At 55.7% G+C, this 22630-nt stretch carries 24 protein-coding genes, 1 tRNA gene and 5 pseudogenes; 2 read left to right on the top strand and 28 right to left on the bottom strand.

The window, feature by feature from the left end:
- The first annotated feature begins 207 nt into the window (after positions 1-207).
- Entirely contained in the window at positions 208-537 is a 330-nt protein-coding gene (locus tag K5D32_RS22805) for a hypothetical protein (RefSeq protein ID WP_221537289.1), read from the top strand.
- A 343-nt stretch (positions 538-880) separates the two neighbouring features.
- Here K5D32_RS22805 and K5D32_RS22800 read toward each other — a convergent pair.
- From K5D32_RS22800 to K5D32_RS22780, 5 genes and pseudogenes are all read right to left on the bottom strand, one after another.
- Positions 881-2148 (bottom strand): annotated as a pseudogene (locus tag K5D32_RS22800) (methyltransferase).
- Position 2149: 1 nt separating this feature from the next.
- Positions 2150-2839, bottom strand: a complete 690-nt coding sequence (locus tag K5D32_RS22795) for an ABC transporter permease (RefSeq protein ID WP_198727863.1) — start codon at positions 2837-2839, stop codon at positions 2150-2152.
- On the bottom strand, positions 2836-3531 hold the full coding sequence (locus K5D32_RS22790) for an ABC transporter permease (protein WP_200993819.1): 696 nt from the start codon (positions 3529-3531) through the stop codon (positions 2836-2838). The genes K5D32_RS22795 and K5D32_RS22790 overlap by 4 nt, the downstream gene beginning before the upstream one ends.
- A 66-nt stretch (positions 3532-3597) precedes the next feature.
- On the bottom strand, positions 3598-4362 hold the full coding sequence (locus K5D32_RS22785) for an ABC transporter substrate-binding protein (protein ID WP_025262467.1): 765 nt from the start codon (positions 4360-4362) through the stop codon (positions 3598-3600).
- A 13-nt stretch (positions 4363-4375) separates the two neighbouring features.
- Positions 4376-5149, bottom strand: a complete 774-nt coding sequence (locus K5D32_RS22780; protein ID WP_221578441.1) for an ABC transporter ATP-binding protein — start codon at positions 5147-5149, stop codon at positions 4376-4378.
- Between the two features lie 527 nt (positions 5150-5676).
- Between K5D32_RS22780 and gabP the strand changes: the two genes are divergently transcribed.
- Entirely contained in the window at positions 5677-7068 is a 1392-nt protein-coding gene (gabP, locus tag K5D32_RS22775) for a GABA permease (RefSeq protein ID WP_025262465.1), read from the top strand.
- A 64-nt stretch (positions 7069-7132) separates the two neighbouring features.
- Here gabP and K5D32_RS26395 read toward each other — a convergent pair whose 3' ends face one another.
- The 23 genes and pseudogenes from K5D32_RS26395 to K5D32_RS22680 form a co-directional block, all read right to left on the bottom strand.
- Positions 7133-7861: a methyl-accepting chemotaxis protein gene (locus K5D32_RS26395; protein WP_409372890.1), complete on the bottom strand. Its 729-nt coding sequence runs from the start codon at positions 7859-7861 to the stop codon at positions 7133-7135.
- Between the two features lie 126 nt (positions 7862-7987).
- Positions 7988-8743 (bottom strand): annotated as a pseudogene (locus tag K5D32_RS26390) (MCP four helix bundle domain-containing protein); the annotation flags it as partial.
- 179 nt (positions 8744-8922) lie between these two features.
- On the bottom strand, positions 8923-9408 hold the full coding sequence (locus tag K5D32_RS22765; protein ID WP_221578133.1) for a hypothetical protein: 486 nt from the start codon (positions 9406-9408) through the stop codon (positions 8923-8925).
- Positions 9409-9553: 145 nt separating this feature from the next.
- Positions 9554-10003, bottom strand: a pseudogene (locus K5D32_RS26385) (methyl-accepting chemotaxis protein); the annotation flags it as partial.
- A gap of 102 nt (positions 10004-10105) precedes the next feature.
- Positions 10106-10645, bottom strand: a pseudogene (locus K5D32_RS26380) (PAS domain-containing protein); the annotation flags it as partial.
- A 15-nt stretch (positions 10646-10660) separates the two neighbouring features.
- Positions 10661-10882: a PAS domain-containing protein gene (locus tag K5D32_RS26375; RefSeq protein WP_260407507.1), complete on the bottom strand. Its 222-nt coding sequence runs from the start codon at positions 10880-10882 to the stop codon at positions 10661-10663.
- A 197-nt stretch (positions 10883-11079) separates the two neighbouring features.
- On the bottom strand, positions 11080-11643 hold the full coding sequence (locus K5D32_RS22755) for a T3SS effector HopA1 family protein (RefSeq protein WP_221601896.1): 564 nt from the start codon (positions 11641-11643) through the stop codon (positions 11080-11082).
- Positions 11644-11823: 180 nt separating this feature from the next.
- Positions 11824-12207: a CesT family type III secretion system chaperone gene (locus K5D32_RS22750; RefSeq protein ID WP_221601895.1), complete on the bottom strand. Its 384-nt coding sequence runs from the start codon at positions 12205-12207 to the stop codon at positions 11824-11826.
- A 92-nt stretch (positions 12208-12299) separates the two neighbouring features.
- Complete coding sequence (locus K5D32_RS22745) at positions 12300-12494, bottom strand: hypothetical protein (protein WP_025262460.1); 195 nt, start codon at positions 12492-12494, stop codon at positions 12300-12302.
- Positions 12495-12532: 38 nt separating this feature from the next.
- Positions 12533-12769, bottom strand: a complete 237-nt coding sequence (locus tag K5D32_RS22740) for a hypothetical protein (protein ID WP_025262459.1) — start codon at positions 12767-12769, stop codon at positions 12533-12535.
- Positions 12770-12800: 31 nt separating this feature from the next.
- Positions 12801-12932, bottom strand: coding sequence for a YHYH domain-containing protein (locus K5D32_RS22735; RefSeq protein ID WP_117148191.1), 132 nt, complete (start codon positions 12930-12932; stop codon positions 12801-12803).
- 238 nt (positions 12933-13170) lie between these two features.
- Positions 13171-13392 (bottom strand): annotated as a pseudogene (locus K5D32_RS22730) (helix-turn-helix domain-containing protein); the annotation flags it as partial.
- Positions 13393-13418: 26 nt separating this feature from the next.
- Positions 13419-13856 (bottom strand): DNA-binding transcriptional regulator, encoded by a 438-nt coding sequence (locus K5D32_RS22725; protein WP_025262457.1) that lies wholly within the window; start codon positions 13854-13856, stop codon positions 13419-13421.
- Positions 13853-14062, bottom strand: coding sequence for a DUF4258 domain-containing protein (locus tag K5D32_RS22720; protein ID WP_236249463.1), 210 nt, complete (start codon positions 14060-14062; stop codon positions 13853-13855). The genes K5D32_RS22725 and K5D32_RS22720 overlap by 4 nt, the downstream gene beginning before the upstream one ends.
- A 485-nt stretch (positions 14063-14547) precedes the next feature.
- Positions 14548-14907, bottom strand: coding sequence for a hypothetical protein (locus K5D32_RS22715; protein WP_221601894.1), 360 nt, complete (start codon positions 14905-14907; stop codon positions 14548-14550).
- 296 nt (positions 14908-15203) lie between these two features.
- Positions 15204-15854 (bottom strand): hypothetical protein, encoded by a 651-nt coding sequence (locus K5D32_RS22710; RefSeq protein ID WP_025262454.1) that lies wholly within the window; start codon positions 15852-15854, stop codon positions 15204-15206.
- Between the two features lie 445 nt (positions 15855-16299).
- A complete protein-coding gene (locus K5D32_RS22705; protein WP_221601893.1) occupies positions 16300-17070 on the bottom strand; it encodes a hypothetical protein in 771 nt (256 codons plus the stop codon).
- Positions 17067-17684, bottom strand: coding sequence for a hypothetical protein (locus K5D32_RS22700; protein WP_025262452.1), 618 nt, complete (start codon positions 17682-17684; stop codon positions 17067-17069). The genes K5D32_RS22705 and K5D32_RS22700 overlap by 4 nt, the downstream gene beginning before the upstream one ends.
- Before the next feature lie 807 nt (positions 17685-18491).
- Positions 18492-18638, bottom strand: coding sequence for a DUF6538 domain-containing protein (locus K5D32_RS26370; protein ID WP_369596691.1), 147 nt, complete (start codon positions 18636-18638; stop codon positions 18492-18494).
- Between the two features lie 183 nt (positions 18639-18821).
- Positions 18822-18897, bottom strand: a tRNA-Phe gene (locus K5D32_RS22695).
- A 102-nt stretch (positions 18898-18999) separates the two neighbouring features.
- A complete protein-coding gene (locus tag K5D32_RS22690; protein ID WP_221578137.1) occupies positions 19000-19272 on the bottom strand; it encodes an oxidative damage protection protein in 273 nt (90 codons plus the stop codon).
- Complete coding sequence (mutY, locus tag K5D32_RS22685; RefSeq protein ID WP_221578138.1) at positions 19269-20336, bottom strand: A/G-specific adenine glycosylase; 1068 nt, start codon at positions 20334-20336, stop codon at positions 19269-19271. Before mutY ends, K5D32_RS22690 begins: the two co-directional genes overlap by 4 nt.
- Before the next feature lie 14 nt (positions 20337-20350).
- Positions 20351-22570, bottom strand: coding sequence for an AsmA family protein (locus tag K5D32_RS22680; protein WP_221601892.1), 2220 nt, complete (start codon positions 22568-22570; stop codon positions 20351-20353).
- Positions 22571-22630 lie beyond the last annotated feature (60 nt).

Genomic DNA, 22630 nt, shown 5'->3' with positions numbered 1-22630 from the left:
TGGCCTGAGCCCTGTCGACTACAGGGCTCAGGCTGCTGGCTGAAACCGTCCAACTTTTGGGGGGCAGTTCACACCGTAGGAGCGAATTCATTCGCGAACCAGCGCCATATTCAAAAAACATCCGTGAAAAGAAGCACATAGCTGGCCCTTTGATTTCTGTTTCGTTGGCAAACTCGCTTTCCTTTCAGAAGCTTGGGTGCTGGCGCTATGCGGAGTTTTGCATTGACCGTTGCGATGTTTGTCCTGGCCGGCGTTTCGGTCGGGGTTCAGGCCAAGGAGTTGACCAAGAGCACGCGCTCGATATGCACATGGGGTTCGGGTATCGCGGCCGGGGCTCAGGAGTCGAAGCTTGCCGGGATTTCTCTCTATGGCGCGCGTAACAAACTGCAGGCTCGCAAGTTTCCCCAACCCTGGATGCGCATGACCGCAATGGGCATCACGGAACAGACCTACAAAAGCACATCACGCCTCAAACCCGCCGCCATCAAGCAAACCTACTACGAACAATGCGTCAAACATGAGCTGGCGCGCAGGTAAACTCTCGCCGCTCATTCCTTAATGGCGGCTGTATGCAGGGCACCTTCGGGTGCGCCGATTCTTGGCTCATCGGTCTACTAACCTGTGTGCGGCTGCCTCCCACACCGCCTTCAAAAACACCCCGCCCCAGATCCTTTATGCACAACCCGTTCAGAATAAAAACGATTTTTCCGCAGATCCGTGCCGTTATTCGCACTTTGTCGCGAAGCGCCGTTTTTCGAGGCTTCTGACCTGGGTGTCAGGAAAAAACAAGGCGCTTCAGTAACTGGCGCACTAAGGTTTTAGAACGCTTGTCTGAATTTTCATCAACAGAGTTATCCACAGGATGTTCTGTTGATTTGGGTCATTGCTTTTGAGCCAGAACCAGCAGGTTGCGCGGGGTGAGTTGGCTGTCGCAGAAGGTGCCGACGCTGACGCTGTAACCATGCTCCTGCACGGACATGGCTCGATCCAGAACCAGCCACAACTCCAGAGGGCGGCGGAACAGGTTGCGTACCAGTTCCAGATTGCGCACCTCGGCCAGTCGCTGCCAGCCAGCGGCTTCCAGTTCGGCCCAGTCCTGCTGGCTTGGGGCTGGCAGGTTTTTCAGGTCTGCCAGTTCGTGACAGTAGTCGCTGTAGGGTTTGTCCAGCCAACTGACGGGCAGTGAAGGTGTGGGCAAATATTCATCAATGCCGCGTAAACGGCGTTGCAGCAGGTCAAACCCAAGGCGGCGAGCCATGGAGGTGTCGCGTTGACGGCGGATGCGGGCACCCGCTGTAACGGTTTCGCTCAGTGGCAGGCCCAGTTCGTCCCGAGACAGCTTCAAGGCGGAGCTGCGGCCTTCGCTGGACAGCGCCTGATACTCGTCGAACCGTGTGCGGTTGTAACAGCACGGGGCAATGGCCATCTGTATGCAGCCTGTCTGGCTGGCGACCTGCATCAATTGCACATGCAGATCGCCGCAGGCGTGCAGGGCAACGGGGGTGTGTTCGGGTTTGAGGTGGCGCCAGGTGTCATCGGCCATGACATCCTGTTCCACATGTTCAGCCTCGATGTGTTGCCGGGTGCTGAGTTTACGACCGGCCTCGATCAGAGCCGGATCGCGCTCCAGGCAGGTCAATTTCTGTCCGCTTTGTGTCAGACGACGGCCCAGATGCCCTTTGCCCGAACACCAGTCGAGCCAATGAGTGGCGTTTTGCCGGAATTGCAGATGGCTGGCAAAGGCCTCGATCTGCTGCCACTTACGCCCTGGCACATCGACGCTCTGGCGTGGCTCCACCGGCTCAAGCGGATAGGCAGGCAGTTCGCCGAGATGCGCCAACTCAAAGGCTTCGTCGGCCAACTGCCTGAAGGGGTAGGGCGCGTCGAGACGTTCGGGGTGATTGTGCGCGGCTTCGGCTTGATCCAGCGTGCGCTGGCGCAGCCACGTGGCAAGCGTCGGATATTGCTGTTCCCACGGCATGTGCAGGTGCGTGAAAGGCTTGGGTCGCCACAGCGCCTGATGCGCGAACAGAAAACTGTCCAGCGCCCGAAAGCGGCTGCGAATGTGTTCATCCTGCAAGCAAGTATCAGAAGGCATGATGTTGACCGGGTGTGAGGGCTGACTCTGTAAAAGCCAGCCCCCTTCATATCAGCGCCCTTGGCTGGCGTCTACGCGTAATATCCGTTCCAGCAATCTGAACCCCTGGACCAGCACATAGGCCATGACCAGATAGAACATGCCCGCCGCGAAGAAAATCTCCACCGGCAGGTAAGTGCGGGCAATGATGGTGCGCGCCATGCCGGTCAGTTCCAGCAGCGTGACCGTGCTGGCCAGGGCGCTGGCCTTGAGCATCAGAATCACTTCGTTGCTGTAGGCGGGCAGGCCGATGCGGGCTGCGCGAGGCAGGATGATATAGAACAGCGCTTTCCACTTGGACATGCCCAGCGCCCGTGCAGCCTCTACTTCTCCTACCGGAACGGCCTGGATTGCGCCGCGCAGAATCTCGGCAATGTAGGCAGCGGTATGCAGGGTCATGGTGATGACGGCACACCAGAACGGGTCACGCAGGTATGGCCAGAGCGGCCCTTTGCGTACTGCTTCGAACTGCGCCAGCCCGTAATAGACCAGAAACAGTTGCACCAGCAACGGTGTACCGCGAAAGAAGAAGATGTAGGCATAAGGCAGCGCACGCACGTATAGATGTTTCGACGAGCGGGCGATACCCAGCGGGATGGCGATGATCAGACCGGCGGTAACTGCAATCGCCACCAGTTCCAGAGTCAGGGTCGCGCCCTGCGCCAGTTTCGGCAGCCACTTGATGATGACTTCCCAGTTCATGACGCGCTCCTCACGAAGCCGCGAGCGGCACGTTTTTCCAGAAAGTGCATGCCGATCATGGCCAGAATGGTCAGGGCCAGGTACATGAAGGCGGCGACCAGATAGAACACGAAGGCGTCCTTGGTGACGCTGACGGCAATCTGCGAATGCCGCATGATTTCTTCAAGGCCGATGACCGAAACCAGCGCGGTGTCTTTCATCAGGATCATGAACAGGTTGCCCAGGCCTGGCAGCGCGATGCGCCACATCTGCGGCAGGATCAGTCTGAACAGAATGCGCGAACGCGACATGCCCAGCGCCAGGCCGGCTTCGCGATGGCCTTTGGGAATGGCCAGGATAGCGCCGCGAAAGACTTCGGTCGCATAGGCGCCAAAGCACAGGCCCAGGGCAATGACACCCGCAGCAAAGGCGTTGAGCTCAAGGTCTGGAATGCCGAGCATTTCGCCCAGGGCGCGCATGCCGTTGACGGTGCCGAAGTAAATCAGCAACACCCAGAGCAATTCAGGAATACCGCGCACCAGCGTCGAGTAAGTACCGCCCAGCCATTGCAGCGGCTTGTAAGGCGAGGTTTTGGCCAGGGCGCCGAGCAGCCCCAGTATCAGCCCCAGACACAGGGCCGAGAGGGCAAGCTGAACAGTCATCAGCGCACCAGCCGCAAGGGCCGGGCCGAATCCTTGGAGGTCAATATTCATGGGCAGGCTTTGCTAGGGACGGGCCGTCACGCCTTCAGGAAGGACGCAACGGCCACGTCAGGCAGATCAGAGAATGCTGAACGGGAAGTACTTGTCGTTGATCTTCTTGTAGGTGCCGTCAGCGATGATTTCTTTCAGAGCGTCATTGAGTCTTTCGCGCAGCGGGTCGCCCTTGCGCACTGCAATGCCGATCTTGTCGTTCTGCTCGACGGGATCACCTTTGAACTCGAAGTTCTTGCCAGCGTCGCTTTTCAGCCACTCGTAGCTGACGTATTTGTCGGCCAGCATGGCGTCGACACGACCGGAAGCCAGGTCGAGGTAGGCGTTTTCCTGAGTGTCGTAGAGCTTGATGGTCACGCTGTCGCCCAGCTTGTCTTCAAGCCAGGTGCCGGACAGTGTGGCGCGCTGGGCGCCGATGATCTTGCCGCTGAGCGACGCCTTGGCGGCTTCGACGGTTTCGGTGTTGATCTGCGAATCTTTCGGCGCGATGAACTGCAGCTTGTTGGAATAGTACGGATTGGTGAAATCCACAGCCTGCTTGCGCTCGTCTGTGATCGACAATGACGAGATCAGGAAGTCGAACTTTCTGGAGTTGAGTGCCGGAATGATGCCGTCCCAGTCGGAAGTGACGACCGAGCACTCGACTTTCATCTTGGCGCACAGGGCCTGGCCGATTTCGTAATCGAAACCGACGACCTGCCCGCTGGCGTCCTTGTTGTTGAACGGCGGGTAAGCGGCTTCGATGCCCATTTTCAGGGTTTCAGCAAAAGCACTGCTGCTGAGTGCCACAGTGGCAGCGGCTGCCAGCAGGAACTTCTTGTACATCTGCATGGGGGTTGCTCCGTTAGCGATTGCTCGACATGAATTGTTTACACCTTACCGACAGCGGGTTCTCGAATACTTGCTGTGGTGTGCCCTGTTCTTCGACCTGTCCCTGATGCAAAAAGACGACTTCACTGGAAACTTGTCGCGCAAAACTCATTTCGTGGGTCACCAGCAGCATAGTCCGGCCTTCTTCGGCCAGTGCGCGGATGACGTTGAGCACTTCCTGGACCATTTCCGGGTCCAGCGCGGAGGTCGGCTCATCGAACAGAATCACTTTAGGCTGCATGGCCAGCGTGCGTGCGATGGCGGCGCGTTGCTGCTGGCCACCGGAAAGCTGTGCGGGGTAGGCGTGGCGTTTGTCGGCGATACCGACCTTGGCCAGCAGCGCTTCAGCGACTTCGATGGCTTCGGCCTTGCTCTGGCCCAGCACCCGGCGCGGAGCTTCGATGATGTTGTCGAGCACGCTCATGTGCGGCCACAGATTGAAGTTCTGGAACACAAAACCGATCTCGCTGCGCATGCGATTGATCTGTCTGTTATCGGCGGCGACCAGCTCGCCATTCTTGGCGGCCTTGAGCTTCAGTTCTTCACCCGCTATCAGGATCTGACCCTGATGAGGGTTCTCCAGCAGGTTGATGCAGCGAAGCAGCGTGGACTTGCCTGAACCGGATGAACCCAGGATCGAGATCACATCACCGTCACGAGCGGTCAGGGAGATGCCTTTGAGCACGTCCAGCTTTCCGTAGCGCTTGTGCAGATTGCGGATTTCCAGGGCGGGCGTGGCCTCGGCCATGTAGGGACCTCATATATTTTGTGCGCCCTTCGACCGGGGCGAGCGCCAAGCTAGCACAGGGCTTGAAGGACAACCAACAGCGTCAGGTCTGGCGGGCAGGGTTATGCGATGGGTGTCGCATCATCGCAGCAGACTGTCGCCGCAAGGCAAGCGATGCGTCTGTTTGATGCCTGTTTGCCAGCCGGAATGCGCGAAAAAGGCGCGATGTTGCCAGCTTTGGCCGGGTGTTGGAAGGGGCTTTTGCGCTTCCTTGCACCATATGCGAGCTTAACCGATTCAGGGTGTGTGTTTTCGGTGCATTAATGTGGGTAAGTCGTGAGGTGTTCGGTAACAAAACCTGCAAGCCACAGAAAGAATTCTTTCTTTCACTTCCATGCTTGCGGGCTGCAAGCCTTGCGTTCCAAGTGCGACGTCGTTTTTGAAATATTTTGGCGCACTTTTTGCGTAAATAATAAAGAACGGCACCGTTGCTTTCTTTTTACGAGGGGTTTCGGTGTGTATCGCTCGTCTTGCAAAAGGTGGTTTTCATGAGCAGTACCGCTAACTCTTCCGAGCTTGAACAGGGGCTGAAACCTCGGCACATCACGATGCTGTCGATTGCCGGTGTAATCGGCGCAGGCTTGTTCGTAGGTTCAGGTCATGCGATTGCGGCAGCCGGCCCAGCCGTGCTGCTTTCGTATGCCGCAGCCGGTACGCTGGTTGTACTGGTGATGCGCATGCTGGCCGAAATGGCTGTGGCCTCGCCTGACACCGGTTCGTTTTCCACATACGCCGACCGAGCCATCGGGCACTGGGCCGGTTTCACAATCGGCTGGCTGTACTGGTGGTTCTGGGTGCTGGTGATCCCGCTGGAGGCCAACGCCGCCGCGACCATTCTGCATGCCTGGTTTCCCGACGTGGCGATCTGGGTGTTCACTCTGGTGATTACGTTATTGCTGACGGCCACCAACCTGTTCAGTGTGAAGAACTACGGCGAGTTCGAGTTCTGGTTCGCGCTGATCAAGGTCGTTGCGATCATTGCGTTCGTGGTGCTGGGTGTCGTGGCGATCTTCGGGCTGCTGCCGACCAGCAATGTCAGCGGCGTCAGCCACTTGTTCGATACTCAGGGCTTCATGCCCAACGGTCTGGGCGCGGTCCTGGCGGCAATGCTGACCACCATGTTTTCCTTCATGGGGACCGAGATCGTGACCATCGCGGCTGCCGAATCCAAGAACCCGGGCAAGCAGATCACCAAGGCCACCAACTCGGTGATCTGGCGGATCTTCCTGTTCTATCTGGTTTCGATCTTTATCGTCGTGTCGCTGGTGCCATGGAACGACAGTCGTCTGGCTGAAGTGGGCTCCTATCAGACGGTGCTGGATGTGATGGGGATTCCCAACGCCAAACTGATCGTGGATCTGGTGGTGCTGGTCGCAGTGACCAGTTGCCTGAATTCCGCGCTCTACACCGCTTCGCGCATGCTCTTTTCCCTGGGCAAGCGTGGCGATGCACCTGCAGTTTCCACACGCATCAGCAAGAGCGGCACGCCTCACTGGGCGGTGATGATGTCGACCGCCGCAGCTTTCCTGACCGTGTTTGCCAACTACGTCGCTCCGGCCGCCGTGTTTGAATTCCTGCTCGCCAGCTCCGGCGCAATCGCCTTGCTGGTGTATCTGGTGATCGCCGTTTCCCAGTTGCGCATGCGTCAGAAACGTATCGCCAAAGGTGAGGCCATCGACTTCAAGATGTGGCTTTTCCCGTGGCTGACCTGGGCTGCGATTTTCTTCATCGTTGCCGTACTGACGGTGATGCTGTTCCAGGAAGACCATCGTGTAGAAATCATCGCTACCGGTGTGCTCAGCCTGAGCGTTATCGCTGCCGGTCTGCTGGTTTCCCGCCGCCGCAAGGCTTCACGGGTTGGAGCTGCGGCTTTGAGTTGAGCCGCTGATCGCGAATGAATTCGCTCCTGCACGGCCGCGCAGGAGCGAATTCATCCGCGAGACATCACAACTTGAACTGGCGCAGGGTCGTATTCAGCTCTGTAGCCAGTGTCGCCAGGGCATGGCTTGCGCTGCTGGTTTGATCCGCTCTTACGGCTGATTGTGTGGAAAGGTCGCGGATGCGTACCAGGTTGCGGTCCACTTCGCGTGCGACTTGGGCCTGCTCTTCGGAGGCGCTGGCGATTACGGTGTTGCGATCGTCGATCACTCCTACCGAATGGGCAATGATCTCCAGTGCCGCGTTGGCGGATTCAGCCTGGCCTTTGGTGCGTTGGGCCTGTTCGGTACTGATTTCCAGCGCCGACACCGTATTTTTGGTGCCTTGCTGGATATGGCCGATCATGGATTCAATTTCCTGAGTCGACTCATTGGTCCGATGCGCGAGTGCCCGAACCTCGTCGGCGACCACCGCAAAACCACGGCCTGCATCGCCGGCGCGAGCCGCTTCGATTGCGGCGTTGAGGGCCAGCAGGTTGGTCTGTTCGGATACCGAACGAATCACTTCCAGAACCTTGCTGATTTCCTGCGTGCGACTTGCCAGTTGCTGCGCCTGTTCCGATGCGCTGCTGACATTGCGGGTCAGTTCAGTGATGGAATTGACGGTTTGCTTGAGCTCTTCCTGTCCTTGCTGTGCCGAGCGTGACGATGACTTAGATTCTTCCGATGTCGACACTGCGCTGCGCGCAACCTCGTCAACCGCCTGACTCATCTCGGTCACGGCAGTGGCTGCCATTTCGATTTCACTGTTCTGGGTTATCAGGTCAGCATTGCTGCTGGCCATCAGGCTGCTCATTTGACTGGTTGCGGACGATAGCTGCTGCGCCGCATCGTCGACCTGATTCAGGGTGGCCTGCAGGTTTTTGCGCATGCGCTCCATCGATTGCAGCAGCAAGGCGACTTCGTCTACGCCGCGACTGTCCACATCGAGCGGGCGCAAATCTCCCGACGCAAAAATTTCCGAAGCCTTGAGGGCCTGATTGATCGGTGCGGAAAGGCTTTGAGTCAGGCGCCAGGCCAGAGCCAGTGTTGCCAGTACCGCCAGCACCATGACCGAAACAGAAATGGTCTTGGCTCTGTCGTACGCCGCCGTTGCACTTGCGCTGGACGCGGCTTCAGCGTCGTCGTTTACTTTTTCCAGTTTGCTGAGCGCCGCAGCCATGGCTTCTGCGCTCTTTGGCATTTCAACTCTGATCACCTGGCGAGCAGCGTCCGGCTGATTATCTCTGGTGAGTTTGTAGGCCCGCTCAGCGCCGTCGGCATAGGATTTGTAAGTGGACTCGATGCTGGCGATCAGCGTTTTCTCGTCGTCACCATTGATCAGCGGTTTATAGGCTTTGACCGCCTTGTAGAACTTGTCTTCTTCCTTCAGCAGCTCGTTATAAGCCTGCTCTATCTCGGCAGGGCTTCTTGAGATCATTCTTAGGATGGCGATGCGGGTATTGGCGAATGCCAGGGTGATGTCATCGCCCAAGGCAATACCGGGCATTGAGTCGTTTTCGATTTCCAGGCCTTCTGAGCGAATATTGCCCATTTGCTGGATGTTGAAAATGCCGAGTCCTACAACCATGGCAACCATAAACGTGAAGCAGGCCAGGGTGCGTTTGGCAATTTTCATGTTTCTCAAATACATACCCGCTCCGAGTTCATCCGATGTGCTGCGTTGAGGGGCGTCTGGGCAGACGCGTACGCAGCTATATCGGATTCTCGGGCAGAAGCTTAAGCCTGCTTTGGATGAAACCTGCTGTTTAGAGCGGTCTTGTCGCTATTGAAGGGGGCATGACGTTTTTGTGCTATTCAGCGCTGTCCTTTTGAATCTCGCTTGACTAGCAGCTCGGAGGCCTTGTTGTAATCGGACTGGAACGCCGGGCTGCCGATCCAGTCGACGGCGGTGTCTTCGTCCTCATCGTGGAACAGGGAGCGGTAGGTGATCAGCAAGCCCATCATGAAGTCGGTGGCCTGTTCTTCATCTTCTTCGCTGATGACCAGTGCCAGAACCGGGTATTGCAGGAAAACCACGCACAGCGCCAACTGGCTGATGGCTTCGGCAGCCCTCATGGCTTCAAACAGGTCTTCGTAATCGGCCGGGTCAAAACCGTTTTCGACGATGTCCTGGAAATCAAAGGTGCTCAGGTCGAGCTGCACATCATCGAACGGTTGATTCACAAGAGCGGAAGCGAATACAGGATGAACGACATTTTGTGCCGGCTTGCCCGAGCGGTTCTGCTTGGCTTTGATCTTCGCGCGCTTGGCACGTTTTTGCTGTTTGTCTGGCGAAGCCATGAACGGGTCCTTTGGCAGGCGATAAGGGCAATGGCGATCATTGAAACCCAGACGGCCTCAATAACCAAGAGGTGTGGCGGCTTGCCGGGCAATGAAAACCCGCACGAGGCGGGTTTCAAGGTGCAGTCGGGGCGCTGAGCGCAGCTTATGCTTTATTGGCTTCGTCGAATCGCGTGGCAAACATGCTCACCGCCTCTACGGTCTCGCTCGCGCCATCACGAATCTGGATGATGACCTGACCCGCCTGATCGGCCAGCGTCACACCCCGAATCGCACCTTCCTGAGTGGTGCTCATGCTGGCGACCGCTTCGCGGGTTTCACTCAGGATCTTGCCGATCATGTCCGCGATTTCCGTCGTTGAGCCACTGGTGCGCCCCGCCAGCTGGCGCACCTCATCCGCGACCACCGCAAAACCCCGACCCTGATCGCCTGCGCGAGCGGCTTCGATTGCCGCGTTGAGGGCCAGCAGGTTGGTCTGGTCCGCGATGCCGCGAATGGTGTTGACGATGGCGGTGATCTGCTCGGAGCGAGATCCCAGTTGCCCCACCAGTTTTGCAGAAGCGCCAATGCTGTCCGCGATCTGGCGCATCTCTCTGGCGGTTTCCTGAATGACCAGCGTGCCTTGCTCGGCTACTTTTTCGGTTTCAGTCGAGATGTGGTAAGCCCGCGAAGCACCGAGCGAGTCGGCCTGCTGTTTTTCCACATGCTCGGTGATATCGCTGGCGAACTTCACGATCTTGAAGAGCTTGCCTTCTGCGTCGTAGACCGGGTTGTAAGTTGCCTCCAGCCAGACCACCCTGCCGTGCTTGCCGATGCGCTTGAACTGCCCGCTGAAGAACTCACCCTGGTTCAGCCTGCGCCAGAAGTCCCCGTACTCCGAGCTGTTGATCAGGCTTGGCTCGCAAAAGCCGCGGTGGTGCTTGCCTTTGATTTCATTCAGGCCATAACCCATGACATGCAGGAAGTTATCGTTGGCAGCCAGCACATTGCCGTTGAGGTCGAACTCGCACACGGCCATGGCTCTGTCGACAGCGGCAAGCTTGCCGCGAGACTCGCTTTCCTGCATGACCTTGCGGGTGACGTCCAGTGCGTACTTCACCACTTTGAAGGGCTTGCCTTGTGTGTCGAGCACCGGGTTGTAACTGGCTTCGAGCCAGACGTTATGCCCGTTCTTGTCCACGCGCTGGAATGTGCCCGAGACGAAGCGGCCGGCGCGCAGCGAAGCCCATAGTTCGCTGTACTGGCTGCTGCGTCAGAGTGCGGGTGAGCAGAACTCGCGGTGGTTCTTGCCGGCCAGCTCTTCGGCTCGATATCCCATGGCGGTCAAGAAGTTATCGTTGGCCCGGATGAGCTTTCCATCCAGATCGAACTCTGCCACGGCCATCGAACGCTCAAGCGCGCACATCAATCCTTTGAGTCCATCAACTTCGGCCTTCATGGCTGCCAGTTCAGCTTTGATTTTTGTCCCGAACATAACCTGCCCCAGTGCTGTTTGACCTACTGACTCTCACGACGATATCGACCTGAAGGCGAGGGGCATTAACCTGGCAGAGGAGGATTCCGATCAGTGGGTAGAGTGCTTTTTGACGTCAAAAAAAGCGGCCTTTTTTTGGGTGTTTCAGCGGCAGTGATTACTCTTTCCGGATACTTTCAACACGGACAGGATTGCGCTCATTGAGTGCGTCTGAATGCCGGATTTTCAGGGTTGTAGCCATTGTCGGCCAGTGCTGCTTTCAGCTTTGTTTCCAGCGAGCCACCTTTACGTTTCAAGGCATCCAGAATGATTGCCGCTCGTGAGTCGCCATGGCTTGAGGATTGTCCCTTGACCGTTTCTGCGTAAGAAAGCCCCTGATCTATCGTGTGCATGCCTGGCGGTGTGTGGCTGATGAAGGCTTCTGCTGGGAGCCCGCTCATGATTTTCAGCTTCTGCCCCAGTTCCTGAGCCTTCTGATAATCGCCTTTCACATAGAGGATGGCTGAGTCGGTTCTGCTTCCGTAGCTTTGCGGGCCATCAACTTTTCCACTGTGAATCGAGTCTTCCTTTTGGACCATTGCAGCCATGGTCTTTATGAGTTGTTCGGCATACTGGGGGTGGACGCCAATGGTCAGGCGGCCCATATTTTCCGATTTTTCACGCACGGGGTCTGGGGATATTCTGTAGAACTCTTTGCGTATGTTGGGGTGGTGCTTCATGTAAATATCGAGACGCCGATGTTCAGGGCTGGCGGCGTCCATGCTCTGGGGCCAAACATTGATGCCCGCATGCGCGTCGATCCTGCTCAGCCTCCGCAGATATCGACGTCCGAGCTTTTCAGGGCTTCGACACTCGAAAAGCGTGTTTGGATGTTGGTCACAGGTGTGCTCCGTATCGAGCAGATGATTGTTGGCGCGAGCGATAGGGCGTTGACGAGATATTCATGGGCGCATATCGCGCCAGACCTTGATCCACTCAACCAGTGCCGCGATTTCACGCATCAGAGCGGGTACGCTGACTTTCTCTCGCGGGATACTTTGATAGCCGAAATACAGGCCGCTGCGCTCATCCCAGCCCAGTCCTGGGCCCGCAGTTAGCATCGGGTTGAGAGCGCCACTCGGCAGGCGTTGCAGTGGTGGTTCTTTTGGCAGTTCAAGCAAGCCGATCACCAACAACCGTTCATGGATGTCGTTGCAGGCCAGTTTCAGTGCAAAGGTTTCATCGATGATCAGGTTGCAAATCCCTTGGGCGTCAAACGCCAAGGGGCGCATTTCAAGGTGTTTTGAAAGATCGATGAGTAACGTCTTGTAGAACAGGCTACTCATGGCCAGGTCCGTAAGCGACAGGATTTAGAGGTGAGTGGCTACTGAGCGAATCCGGTTCCATCAATATGAAAATTAATTTTCGGATGCGGCTCTTATTGCGTGAGCCAGTCGAGAATCAAGGTCACCAGAAGGCAGATCAGGAGTGCCAGAAGAAGATTTCTGGTTATCCGCAGCAAGTACCACAGGCATCGGCGCCATAGTGGCCAGTTTCTATCTTTCTTGAGTGATCCGAACTCGATCACGTCGCCGATGACTTCAAGTATTGCGGTGATGGCGTCCAGGCTCATTGCGAATTGCTCCGTGCCTAATCCTCATCCGTATGCAGTCAGGAGCGGGCCCGTACGAGCCTGCCCAGTGACACTTCATTCGTTACGCCCTGCAGCTTTTCTTCCCCGGCCTGCATCACGGTGCATATGCGAAGCACCGCCTGAGCATCCGGCTCATTCCCGGAAGTACTCAGCCGTTCCGCGATGCGCATCAGCTCGACTGCCGACCACTTAAGGTCAGAGGCCACTCCTTGCAAGTCGCGACGCAAGTCCTGGTTGGGTTTGTTCAAGGCCATGTTTGTCTCCGAGAGGGCGCGAGGCCCGCAGTCAATGACAATGCCGGGTGCCGGCCTTCTTGTCGTTGTGACAGCCTTGCTTGTCAGTCCGGCCGCCGTGAGCGATTGCAGAAAAGGAGGTGGCGGCAAGAATGGCCGCGAGGAGGAGGGTAGTGAACTTCATGACAGATCCTTCTGTTGATAAATCCCTGTGGCTCCCCGACGTTCCAGAACGCTCGGGCAAGCAACGGAGCCTCTTGGCGAGATTGCGAGGTGGCTCTTTGATGCTGCTCGAATATAGCAAAGGCTTATTCGTGGGGGCAGGAAATTATTGAGGGGGGACGGTGCTGAGAGCTCAGAGTGGGTGAAGGTGGCGGTTTCGGTTGGCGTGCTCAAGCACAAGGCCCGGCTTGTCCGATAGCCTACAGCTCCAACTGATCGGCTCTGATTCCAAACGCGGCTGCAATTTTCTCGCGTGTAGCCTTGCGTGGTTTGGCGACGGCTTCCTGCTGGGCGTAGGCTGGTTGGCTGATATTCATGCGCTTGGCGACTTCTTCTTGAGTCAGGTTCAGGTGCTCACGCCAGGCGCGGATAGCGGAGGCACCATCGACAATGCGACGGACCACTTCATGGGGGATTAGATCAGCTATACCCATTTTCACGTCGATGATCATGCGGCAATCGCTTCTACCCAGTTTTCTCCATCAAGAGTGAAGGTGGCGGTTTCGGTTGGTATGTTTGAGCGCAGGGCTTGATAAGGGCCATATTGAATATGGCAGTAGGCTGAGTACAAACCGCGCATGGCAATGTCTGCCGGGCCGGGAACCCCTTCGGGACCGCGTTTTTCCCAATTGGCTATGGTCTGGATATCTACTCGTAAAATCTCTGCCAATTCCGCTTGCACCAGATCCTGTTCCTTGCGCAGGAAGCGGAACTGATGGCCTGTCATTGGCGAGTCTTGCTGAACAATATCAGCAGCAATTGCCCTGTGCAGCCCTTCGATATTCTCTATCGATACGCCTTTTCCATGGGCCGTTTCCACGATTCGGTATCCATTTTTCAGGAAGATGCCATTCAGGCCGCTACCTGTGTATTCGTACATTTTCATATCTCCCAGACCGTGATGGTGAAAAGCTGGCTTGGCTCTGGCTCAGGTTTGATGGCGACTACGACGCATACAACATCCCGTGGAGGAGGTTCGCTCATCCTGAACTCGATATTCATGTGGGCGTGACTGTAAGTCGGTCCCCGCACTATGACCCCGCGTCTGAGGCAGCGTATGACCTCTATGGTGGAAATGCCTCTCTCTACCATGCGTTCAAGGCAATGGTTGGTAAATACCACTCTGGAAGATTCCTGTGCCAAGGCATGCACCAGGTCCTCCAGTTGTTGCTTAGCCCATAGAGGCTCGGTTTTCATGGCGACCTATAATATTTATAGGTTGTGCTTGGCTAGAGCGCAATCCCTTTGAGTCAATTGAAACTCCAATCACACGATTGGAAAGCTTTTTCTCGAAGGGCGTGACTATAGGTCTGTAGGTGTGCAAGGAAACTGGCTTGATTGCCTTGCTGGCGAATAAAGACAGCTCTGAGCCAAGAAGGGGATTTGGGGGCGCTACGAAAGGGCGGTGTCCTACGCTTTTCATTCCGGCGCGTCTGTCAGGCATGATTTCGGGCAATGAAAAGTTCCGGACAACAAAAAACCCGCACTAGGCGGGTTTCTGTTTTCAGATGGCTTTGACACCACCTGTCTCACATTCCATAGAGGACGCCTAAAGGTACAGGCAAGGCAAGTCGTCATTACTCATCAACAGGCTTGGTATCAATAATGGCAACGTTCGTGGAAATCTGGAGTAACTTTTGAACATCTGATGCCGAGTAACCCTTTGCGTGGAAAGACTCACCAGCCTCCGTATAGATGATGACTTCTCGGCTTTTTCTTGCCTCAATCCATGCAATTATTACCTTCGCGATTGCATTCCAAGGCATCGCTTCAGATAAAGCTGAAATTGCTTCGACAAGCCCTGAGTTTTGAGGGGCGCTTGAGAACATACGGATGGGGCCATGAGGAATATCCGCCTCATCAAGAGCGGCTAAAAATGATTCCGCACTGTGTTTGAAGAGCGTTAAGTGAACCAATGCACATTTCTCAGTACTCATTCTATCCCCATTGACTGATTTGACATGACTGTCGAGTGATTGCAGTGACTGCAGGCTTGGATAGTACCCGATGTGATGCAAAACCCTGGAAACTAGCGTCTGGCACTATGGCTTCGATAGCAGGCGGACGGTCTGATTAGCGCCTTGGAGGTTGCGAACCTTGGCGCGAACTTGCTGTTGTACGCATCAGAATGCATTCCCGCCGTGCGTATTTGACTTTGTACTGTTATGGTTTTCACCCATGCGGAGCGACTGACACCGATGGGTGATGTCTCCCTGAACCCTTCGCTATGTTATCAATACCCTTGGCATACGCTTCGATCTGGCATGATTTCTCCCGCATAATGCTTCTGGGCACACACCGCGACATCTACTCCGTGTGGAAGAGGCAGATGCACGACTTCCCCATAGGCCACCTCGATTCTCTTCGAGATCGTCTGGTTGGCATGCAATGTTTGCACATCAGGTGGTATCTCTTGCTTGAATGTGTGGCCATTTACGTTGAGCGAGTAACTCCGCCCCACCTGATAGTTCAGGTTGATTGCCAGTGTCGCTCCGGTTGCATTCGACGAAATAATTTGGGCGCTCCCGTTAACCACCCCGATACCCAAGGAGCAGGCAGTATTGGATTCGTTACAGGAGCGCAAATCCATAGGGGGATAGCTGAGTTCCGTTACCCCTTCCGAAGACTCTAGGACATCCAAACGCCCCCCTACACCGTGGGAGTGCTTACCGAATAGATCAGGGCCATAGGCGGATACCGTGACGACAGCCGTGTCTCTCGGGACTGCTTTTCCTCCTGTACAACCAGCAATTACCACGTAGGCAAACACAGCGAAAAATCGAAAGCCCATATGCATGAAGCACGCTCCTTTTAATATATTGAGTGCGCCAACATTCATTTTCGGCGCTATGAACAGCATATAGGGGGAGCGGGCAGATTGCATTTCAACTCAATGCAGCTTGTGCGTAAAGTAATCGATGCTTGCCTAGACCGCATGTCGCTGTTTCGCTAAAGCCTGACCTTGAAACGGCTGGTGTTGGTCATTCAAGGGGCGTTTGCAAGGCAACAGTTGGGAATTGTAGAAAGCAAAGAAACGCACTAGGCGGGTTTCTGTTTTTCAGATGACTTTGACACCGCCTGAATCTAATTAATGGTGCCAGAGACGGAATCGAACCGCCGACTTGTTGCATCAATGGCCAAGCCCTGTAAATACAGGTCTGTTAGCGTGCTTTGAAGGTAGCTTGTGTACCTGGTCCGTGTACCTACCTCAACTGACTGCCGCTTTAGCATTTTTGGTCCGTTTGAGCGGGGTCGCCGGAGCCGTTATGTTGAAAGCAGGCAGGAGCAGAGCGGAGTATTCCAAGTGCCCGCCAGTTTGTGATCGATACTCAACTGGAGTATTTGAGTATTACATTTTCTACAAGATCAATGATAAAGTCATTTACCTTTACTTCCGAAATGGAAACGCCTGAAGGATGTGCATAAGTATTTCTCGTGCCTAATTTGCTATCTAGGATTTTGCGAACGTCATTTGAAATAATGCCTGCGGAGCGAGCGAGCTCTATGAATTTCCCCTCGGGAATTTCACTGAAGTCATCATGCTTTTCAATTGATGTGATTTTTATTCTTTTATCTGTGTTTTTGGATAGCGCAGTGTTGAATTCAGTTAGGCTGTTTTTGGTGATATGATCATAAAGGTGGTGAATAACCAGAATCCAAACCAATACTACGGCCGCCCTCCTGGCGCCTATTTCATAGCACTCAATGGCCTCTTGTAGAAATAGTTGCTGGCTTTTGCTAGTCATTCTTTCAAGTAATGATCGTAGCAGAAAACTGGTTTCAAGCTTTGCAGGCCCGCTATGGAGGTCGTGTTGAAGTTCGACTTGTCGACTTCGCTCAAGTTGGTAGCCCTCCTTGAGTTTAATGAATTTCGATTTTTTGCCCTTTGATTTTTTTGAGTTTCTACTGAGGTATGCTGATATATTCGAATATTTTTGTAGTCTGGATGATGTGAAGCAGGCGTCTACCTCAGAAGGTTTGACAGTTTCCTGTCCAGTTATTACGGTTAAAAAATACACAAAGTAATCAATCATGTCCGCAGGAGAGCACGACTCATGCTGCGGAACTAACAGTAGAAAAGCGTCGAGGCTTTCCTTCATGCCAGGCTATCCCCAGATTTCGGAAGGTCATGTTCAATATGATTTATGCCTAGAATAGAAACACTAATATCGTCTTCTATGGATGCGATTGATAGCCAGCCTTTTGCGCTAGTATCATACAGGCTTTGTTTTAAGTTCCCAGGGATCTTGATTCCTGCGATGTGCCGATAGCAGCTGAATATGTGACTAGCGCTGACTCCGCCAATTGACATGATTTTAGTTAAGTAGTATGTGAAGACTAAGTTTCTTTCCATGTTTGTTTTTGTTGAGTATTTGGAGTAGAACTCTCGCAGGCCTTGGTAGCTTTCGTTGCCCGCCAGATTTAAGTCTTTTAGAAGTGTTGGCTCAGTCGAGTTGCTTTTTTTAGCCTTGGCCTTCGGCTTTTGAGTTTCAGTTTTTGTTGGTGCCTTGAGTGCTGCTACATCGGCGGCGACTGCAGATACTGCGGTTGTTGAGGTTTCGGAAGTCAGCAATTCCATTCTGTTCGCAGCTATGGGCTGCTGATGGAAGCTTATTAGTTCTTTGAAGTCGGAGTATAATTTCTCAATAAAAGCTTCTGAACCTTCGGCTTCTAGAAGTCCGTCCTTCAAATTTACGCGGATTTTGGCGGTCATTTAAAACTCCATTGATAAAACCGGTCAAAGTTGACAGCGCCGCTACCGATATGGAGTGCGGTATGGAGCTGTCATCGGAGGTCCCTTGGTTCGCGTGCTTGGAAACCAATACGGTAGGCAGATTGCCATTGCTTTGAAAGTCAGCGCAAGTAGGTCGTCAAGAACCTGCTGAGTATCACCCCTGCTGCCTAGCAGCTCTTTGCTTTTATAATCGAAAGGATAAGGCTGCTCGCCTCTCTGAGCAGCACGAGCGGAAGGGTGAGGAGTACGGCAAGCTAATGGCAGCATCAATCGATGAGGAAGTTGTTCGGGATCTTGTAGCTGAAATGCGACTTGAGGAGTCCTTAGACAAAAATGCGCCGATTTGCCAAGCTACGCAGGCTGCGAAAATGTACTCCACTTGCTGAGCACGTCTGCCGTAGCGCTCCAGTCTCCCTCGTCTCTTGGCGATGTCCGACAGCTTGAGTAAGTGCTTTTTGAATGCGCCAGTGAGCGAGTCTAAGGCAGGTGAATCCTTGGCAGGTGCCGGGATGTTCTCTGCTTTTAAGGCGCGAAGCATGTGAGGCTGGATCACGGCTCGCCAGTCAGTCTTGTAGTCCTCCTCCAGCGCTTCACGGATGCTCAATCATTCCTGATGTTGCTTAAGGCTGAGCGGTGTCTCCAGCTCTACAGCGTCACCGGGTACTAGTACCTTTCGGAATTTGCCGGACTGTTCCAGCTCGTCAAGTTCACGGTGAAACCATAGAGCAGCCAACTGCTGCACATCCTTCGCGCTGAGTATCTCAGCACCAGAGAGTTGAGCGCGTGCTAGGGCAAACGCTTCCTCGGATTTAATCCACTCAGCCGCATGCTTCCCTTCGCCTCGTTGGCGTCTCGGGTTTGCAATGAACGTTTGTATTCTCGTCCCAAGGCGGGGCGTAGGTCTTCAGGTACACGACGATGGAGGTAGAAGATACCATTTGATAATGCTTGAAGGGTTGAGCCATGAGCGCACGAAACCGGGGGCTGTTGATCCGATTATGATACGGCTGTGAGATGCCATGTGTACCGCCTTTGTGTACCAGTTAGGCAGGCTTGGTATATCTGGCGCAAACAAAAAACCCCTGAAGCCTTGAAGCTTCAGGGGTTTAGATGTTTTGGTGCCCAGAGACGGAATCGAACCGCCGACACGGGGATTTTCAATCCCCTGCTCTACCGACTGAGCTATCTGGGCAACGGGGCGCATTAGACGTGTTTTTCAGGAGGTCGTCAAGCGTCATGTTGAAAAAAATTTGAATTATTACCGACGCTTACGACCTTCATTGCTGGAAACGCTTTATTTCTCGGGGGGAACGTAGCCTTCGGCCTTGGCGTATTCCTCGCCGGAAAGGAACTTGTCCATCTCGGTCTGGAGGAATTTCCGGTCTTCGGCGTTCATCATGTTCAGGCGACGTTCGTTGATGAGCAGGGTCTGGTGTTTCTGCCAGTCGGCCCAGGCTTTCTGCGAGACGTTGTTGAAAATGTCCTCACCCTTGGCACCCGGATACGGAGCGCGTTCCAGGCCTGGCAGTTTTTCTTTGTATTTGCGGCATATCACGGTGCGGGTCATGACGACTCTCCTGCATTCAATACGTCGGCCGCGCGTTTGAGCAGCTTTTTCACCGGAGCGGCAAGGCCCAGGCGCGGCGGGGTGGCGAGGTTATACCAGAGCCAGTCGGCTTCGGCCACGTGATGGGCTGACTCCTGGACCTGAACCAGCCAGGGTTCGATGCTCAACTGGAAATGGCTGAAGGTGTGGACCAGCCCCGGCAGTTCGTGATGCTGGCCAAGCTCCAGCGAGTGTTGCAGCGCCAGATCTTTCAGGTCATTGAAGTCATCGAGCTCCGGCAGGCTCCACAGACCGCCCCAAAGACCGCTGGAAGGGCGGCGATAAAGCAGGATCGCGCCGTCGCGGTTGGCGAGCATCGGCATCAGGGTGCGCTTTTGCGGGACGGTCTTGCGTGGCTTGGGAATCGGGTAGCGGGTTTCCAGGCCCAGCAGGTGCGCTTCGCAACCACGCTCCAGCGGGCAGAGCAGGCAACTGGGTTTGCTGCGGGTGCAGAGCGTGGCGCCCAGATCCATCATCGCCTGGGTGTAGTTGTTCACACGGGCGTGAGGTGTGAAGCGCTCGGCGGTGGCCCAGAGTTGTCTGGCGACCTTGGGCTCGCCGGGGTAGCCTTCCTGGGCGGTGTAGCGTGCGAGGACGCGCTTGACGTTGCCGTCGAGGATCGGCGCACGAATGCCCATGCTCAGGCTGGCAATGGCACCCGCCGTCGACAGGCCGATACCGGGCAGCAGGGTGAGTTGTTCCACGTTGCGAGGAAACTCACCGCCGTGATCGGCAACCACTATCTTTGCGGTTTTCTGCAGGTTGCGGGCGCGGGTGTAGTAACCCAGCCCGGTCCACAGATGCAGCACTTCGTCTTCCGGTGCTTCAGCCAGGGCCTGCACGGTGGGCAGTGCTTCCATGAAGCGGTCGAAGTAGTTCAGCACGGTGCTGACCTGGGTCTGTTGCAGCATGATTTCGGACACCCACACCCGGTACGGGGTAATGCCTTGCTGCCATGGCAGATCGTGTCTGCCATGACGGTCGTACCAGTTCAGTACTGCCTGGGAGAATTGCTCGGGTTGCATTGCAGAATCGGCTCTCATCGTTTGAACAGGTTCTTGAGGGCATCCTTGAGTTCAGGATTGACCTTGTCGCCGAGCTTCTCATCCAGCTTTTCTTCGAGCTTTTCGCTGATCCGGTCGCCAGCCAGCTTTGCTGCGATCTGGCCGATGCCTTCCTTGTCGAGACGGCAGGCCTTGGCTCCCAGCTCCAGCGGGCCTCGGCACTGGACCGGCCACTCGATGCCCACATAACGCGGGTTGACCTCGCAGGCCGGGTCCGGCATGTCGCTCTTGTCGCCTTCGATGATGATGCCCAGGCGGTAGTTCATGCCCAGCACGCGCAGGTCGACATCGCCGTTACCGTTGACGGTCAGACCCGGGATGCGAGCCTTGAGGTCAGGGTTGCTGGCCACGCCATTGCGGATGGTCAGGTTGCCATTGAGCTGCTGGAAGGGCGTGTCCTTGCCGCGAGGTTCGCCACTGAGCGTCTTGCGGTTGAGGGTCGAGATACCCTGGCACAGTTGCTGTTCAAGGTTGGCGTTGACCAGCACGCCATTGTTGAGCACAAAACTGGCCGTGCCATTGAGGCTGTCGACGAGGGTTTTTTCGCTGTTGCCCTTGGCGGTCAGGTCGTTGTTGAGGTTCAGCAGGCCTTTGACCGGTGGTGTCTGCCCCTGGCTTTGCAGGAGGCGCTCGACCGGAACCCGATTGACCTTGGCCTGCACGCTGGCCAGAGGAATGTCCTGGCGGGCGTCGAGGTTGCCCTTGATGTCGAAGTTGCCGTTGTAGAGGTCGCCGCGCAGGCTTTCGACGCTGATGACGCCGTTCTGTGCCTGGGTGGTGAGCACGGCATTGTCGATGGGTAGTTTGTCGAGGGTCAGTTTGCCGAAGTTCAGGTCGGCCTGGACGTCGAGGGTGCGCAGGCGCTCGAGAGGCAGCAGCTTGGCTGTGTTCCAGGCCGCCTTGGTAGGCTGGTCCGGCAGCGGCGTGTTACCCGCGAGTGCAGCGGCTTCACCGCTTTGCACTTCTGACTGACGCGCCGCTTTGGCGCCTTTGCTTTCTTCGCTCTCGGCCGGCAGATAGCGATCTGCATTGAAGGTGTCGGCCTTGAGTTGCAGGCGCAGTGCCTGCTTGGCGAAGTCGTCAATGGCGACGCGGCCCGTGAAAGTGCTTTCATCAACCTTGAGATTCAGTTCTTCGAGCGCCAGGCTGTTCGGCGTGCCGTTCAGGCGGGTGACCATTTCGACTTTGCTCAGCGCGCCGTCGGCCATGGCCGGCAGCGGGTGGCCGATATTGTCGAAGAAGGTGCGCACATCAAGCTGGGCGATGGACAGGCCGCCGCTGATCTGCGGAGTCTTGTCCAGATCGCGGGCACGCAGCTCGCCAAGGGCGCGCAACTGGTTGGCGGAAATCTTGAGGCTGTTCCATTCCGCAATGTTGGCGGCGAGGTCGACCAGCAACTGGCCCTGAGCGGCGAAGGTCACGGTCTTGCCCTGCAAGGGTTCGCCAGCCGCTTCGCCCGACAGGCGCATGTCTTCGAATTGATAGCGCTTGAGGGCGCGGTCCAGTCGCACGTCGCCCACCAGTTCGGTCCTGATGCGCACAACCGGCTGGTTGGTGCTGAGGAACGCGGTAAGTTTGACCGGGATGTCCGAGGCTTCCCGGATGGCGCCGGTGCTCAATTGAATGCTTTCGGCAGTGAGGGTCCGGCCTTTGCGGGCATCGCTGTATTCGACCCGGGCGTTATTGACCGTCAGGCTGTCGATATCCAGCTTGACGGGGCGCGAGGGTTTGTCCGCAGGCGGCACAGGCGTTGTGCCCGAAGGCTGTTCGGGTGTCGGCGCGGTAGCGGTGGCGGGCTTGCCGATGTCTTCCCAGTTGCCATGGCCGTTTTCATCGCGGTTGAGGCGCAGGTTCAGGCCTTCTACCCGCACATCGCTCATCTGGACTTCACGACGCAACAGCGGCAGTACACGAACCGATAACCCGAGCATCTGCAGGTCGGCAAAGGGCGCCGTGGGCGCGCTCAGGTTGGCGACGCTGGCGTCATGCAACTCAAGGCCCAGCCAGGGAAACAGGCTCCAGCCGATGTCGCCGTTGAGCGTAAGCTCGACGTTTGCCTTTTCGCGTGCCAGTTGGCGAATCTCGTCTTTGTAGTCGTTGGGATCAAACAGATGGGTCAAGGCGAAGCCGAGAGCCACGATGATCAGCAACAACCCGAGAATAAACAGTCCCAGGATTTTGCCGAACGCTTTCATGGGCGAGTCCTTGTTATCGATCGTTCAAAAAATAGCCCACGAGTATACCGCTCTAACGAG

The sequence above is a fragment of the Pseudomonas cichorii genome (assembly GCF_019719005.1).
Lineage (GTDB): Bacteria > Pseudomonadota > Gammaproteobacteria > Pseudomonadales > Pseudomonadaceae > Aquipseudomonas > Aquipseudomonas cichorii_E.
Note: the sequence above shows the minus strand (reverse complement) of the source record. Positions and strands in the feature narration are given on the sequence as shown.

Coding starts and splice junctions, on each gene's coding strand:
- mutY (WP_221578138.1), bottom strand. CDS start 20,336: ATGCAACCCGAGCAATTCTCCCAGGCAGTACTGAACTGGTACGACCGT.
- K5D32_RS22795 (WP_198727863.1), bottom strand. CDS start 2,839: ATGAACTGGGAAGTCATCATCAAGTGGCTGCCGAAACTGGCGCAGGGC.
- K5D32_RS22705 (WP_221601893.1), bottom strand. CDS start 17,070: ATGAAGGAAAGCCTCGACGCTTTTCTACTGTTAGTTCCGCAGCATGAG.
- K5D32_RS22720 (WP_236249463.1), bottom strand. CDS start 14,062: ATGGTAGAGAGAGGCATTTCCACCATAGAGGTCATACGCTGCCTCAGA.
- K5D32_RS22710 (WP_025262454.1), bottom strand. CDS start 15,854: ATGCAATCTGCCCGCTCCCCCTATATGCTGTTCATAGCGCCGAAAATG.
- K5D32_RS22700 (WP_025262452.1), bottom strand. CDS start 17,684: ATGACCGCCAAAATCCGCGTAAATTTGAAGGACGGACTTCTAGAAGCC.
- K5D32_RS22780 (WP_221578441.1), bottom strand. CDS start 5,149: ATGGCCGAGGCCACGCCCGCCCTGGAAATCCGCAATCTGCACAAGCGC.
- K5D32_RS22690 (WP_221578137.1), bottom strand. CDS start 19,272: ATGACCCGCACCGTGATATGCCGCAAATACAAAGAAAAACTGCCAGGC.
- K5D32_RS22750 (WP_221601895.1), bottom strand. CDS start 12,207: ATGAGTAGCCTGTTCTACAAGACGTTACTCATCGATCTTTCAAAACAC.
- K5D32_RS22715 (WP_221601894.1), bottom strand. CDS start 14,907: ATGAGTACTGAGAAATGTGCATTGGTTCACTTAACGCTCTTCAAACAC.
- gabP (WP_025262465.1), top strand. CDS start 5,677: ATGAGCAGTACCGCTAACTCTTCCGAGCTTGAACAGGGGCTGAAACCT.
- K5D32_RS26375 (WP_260407507.1), bottom strand. CDS start 10,882: ATGTTCGGGACAAAAATCAAAGCTGAACTGGCAGCCATGAAGGCCGAA.
- K5D32_RS22765 (WP_221578133.1), bottom strand. CDS start 9,408: ATGGCTTCGCCAGACAAACAGCAAAAACGTGCCAAGCGCGCGAAGATC.
- K5D32_RS22735 (WP_117148191.1), bottom strand. CDS start 12,932: ATGAAGTTCACTACCCTCCTCCTCGCGGCCATTCTTGCCGCCACCTCC.
- K5D32_RS22725 (WP_025262457.1), bottom strand. CDS start 13,856: ATGAAAATGTACGAATACACAGGTAGCGGCCTGAATGGCATCTTCCTG.
- K5D32_RS22790 (WP_200993819.1), bottom strand. CDS start 3,531: ATGAATATTGACCTCCAAGGATTCGGCCCGGCCCTTGCGGCTGGTGCG.
- K5D32_RS22805 (WP_221537289.1), top strand. CDS start 208: ATGCGGAGTTTTGCATTGACCGTTGCGATGTTTGTCCTGGCCGGCGTT.
- K5D32_RS22785 (WP_025262467.1), bottom strand. CDS start 4,362: ATGCAGATGTACAAGAAGTTCCTGCTGGCAGCCGCTGCCACTGTGGCA.
- K5D32_RS26395 (WP_409372890.1), bottom strand. CDS start 7,861: ATGGCAGCCACTGCCGTGACCGAGATGAGTCAGGCGGTTGACGAGGTT.
- K5D32_RS22745 (WP_025262460.1), bottom strand. CDS start 12,494: ATGAGCCTGGACGCCATCACCGCAATACTTGAAGTCATCGGCGACGTG.
- K5D32_RS22740 (WP_025262459.1), bottom strand. CDS start 12,769: ATGGCCTTGAACAAACCCAACCAGGACTTGCGTCGCGACTTGCAAGGA.
- K5D32_RS22680 (WP_221601892.1), bottom strand. CDS start 22,570: ATGAAAGCGTTCGGCAAAATCCTGGGACTGTTTATTCTCGGGTTGTTG.
- K5D32_RS22755 (WP_221601896.1), bottom strand. CDS start 11,643: ATGGACGCCGCCAGCCCTGAACATCGGCGTCTCGATATTTACATGAAG.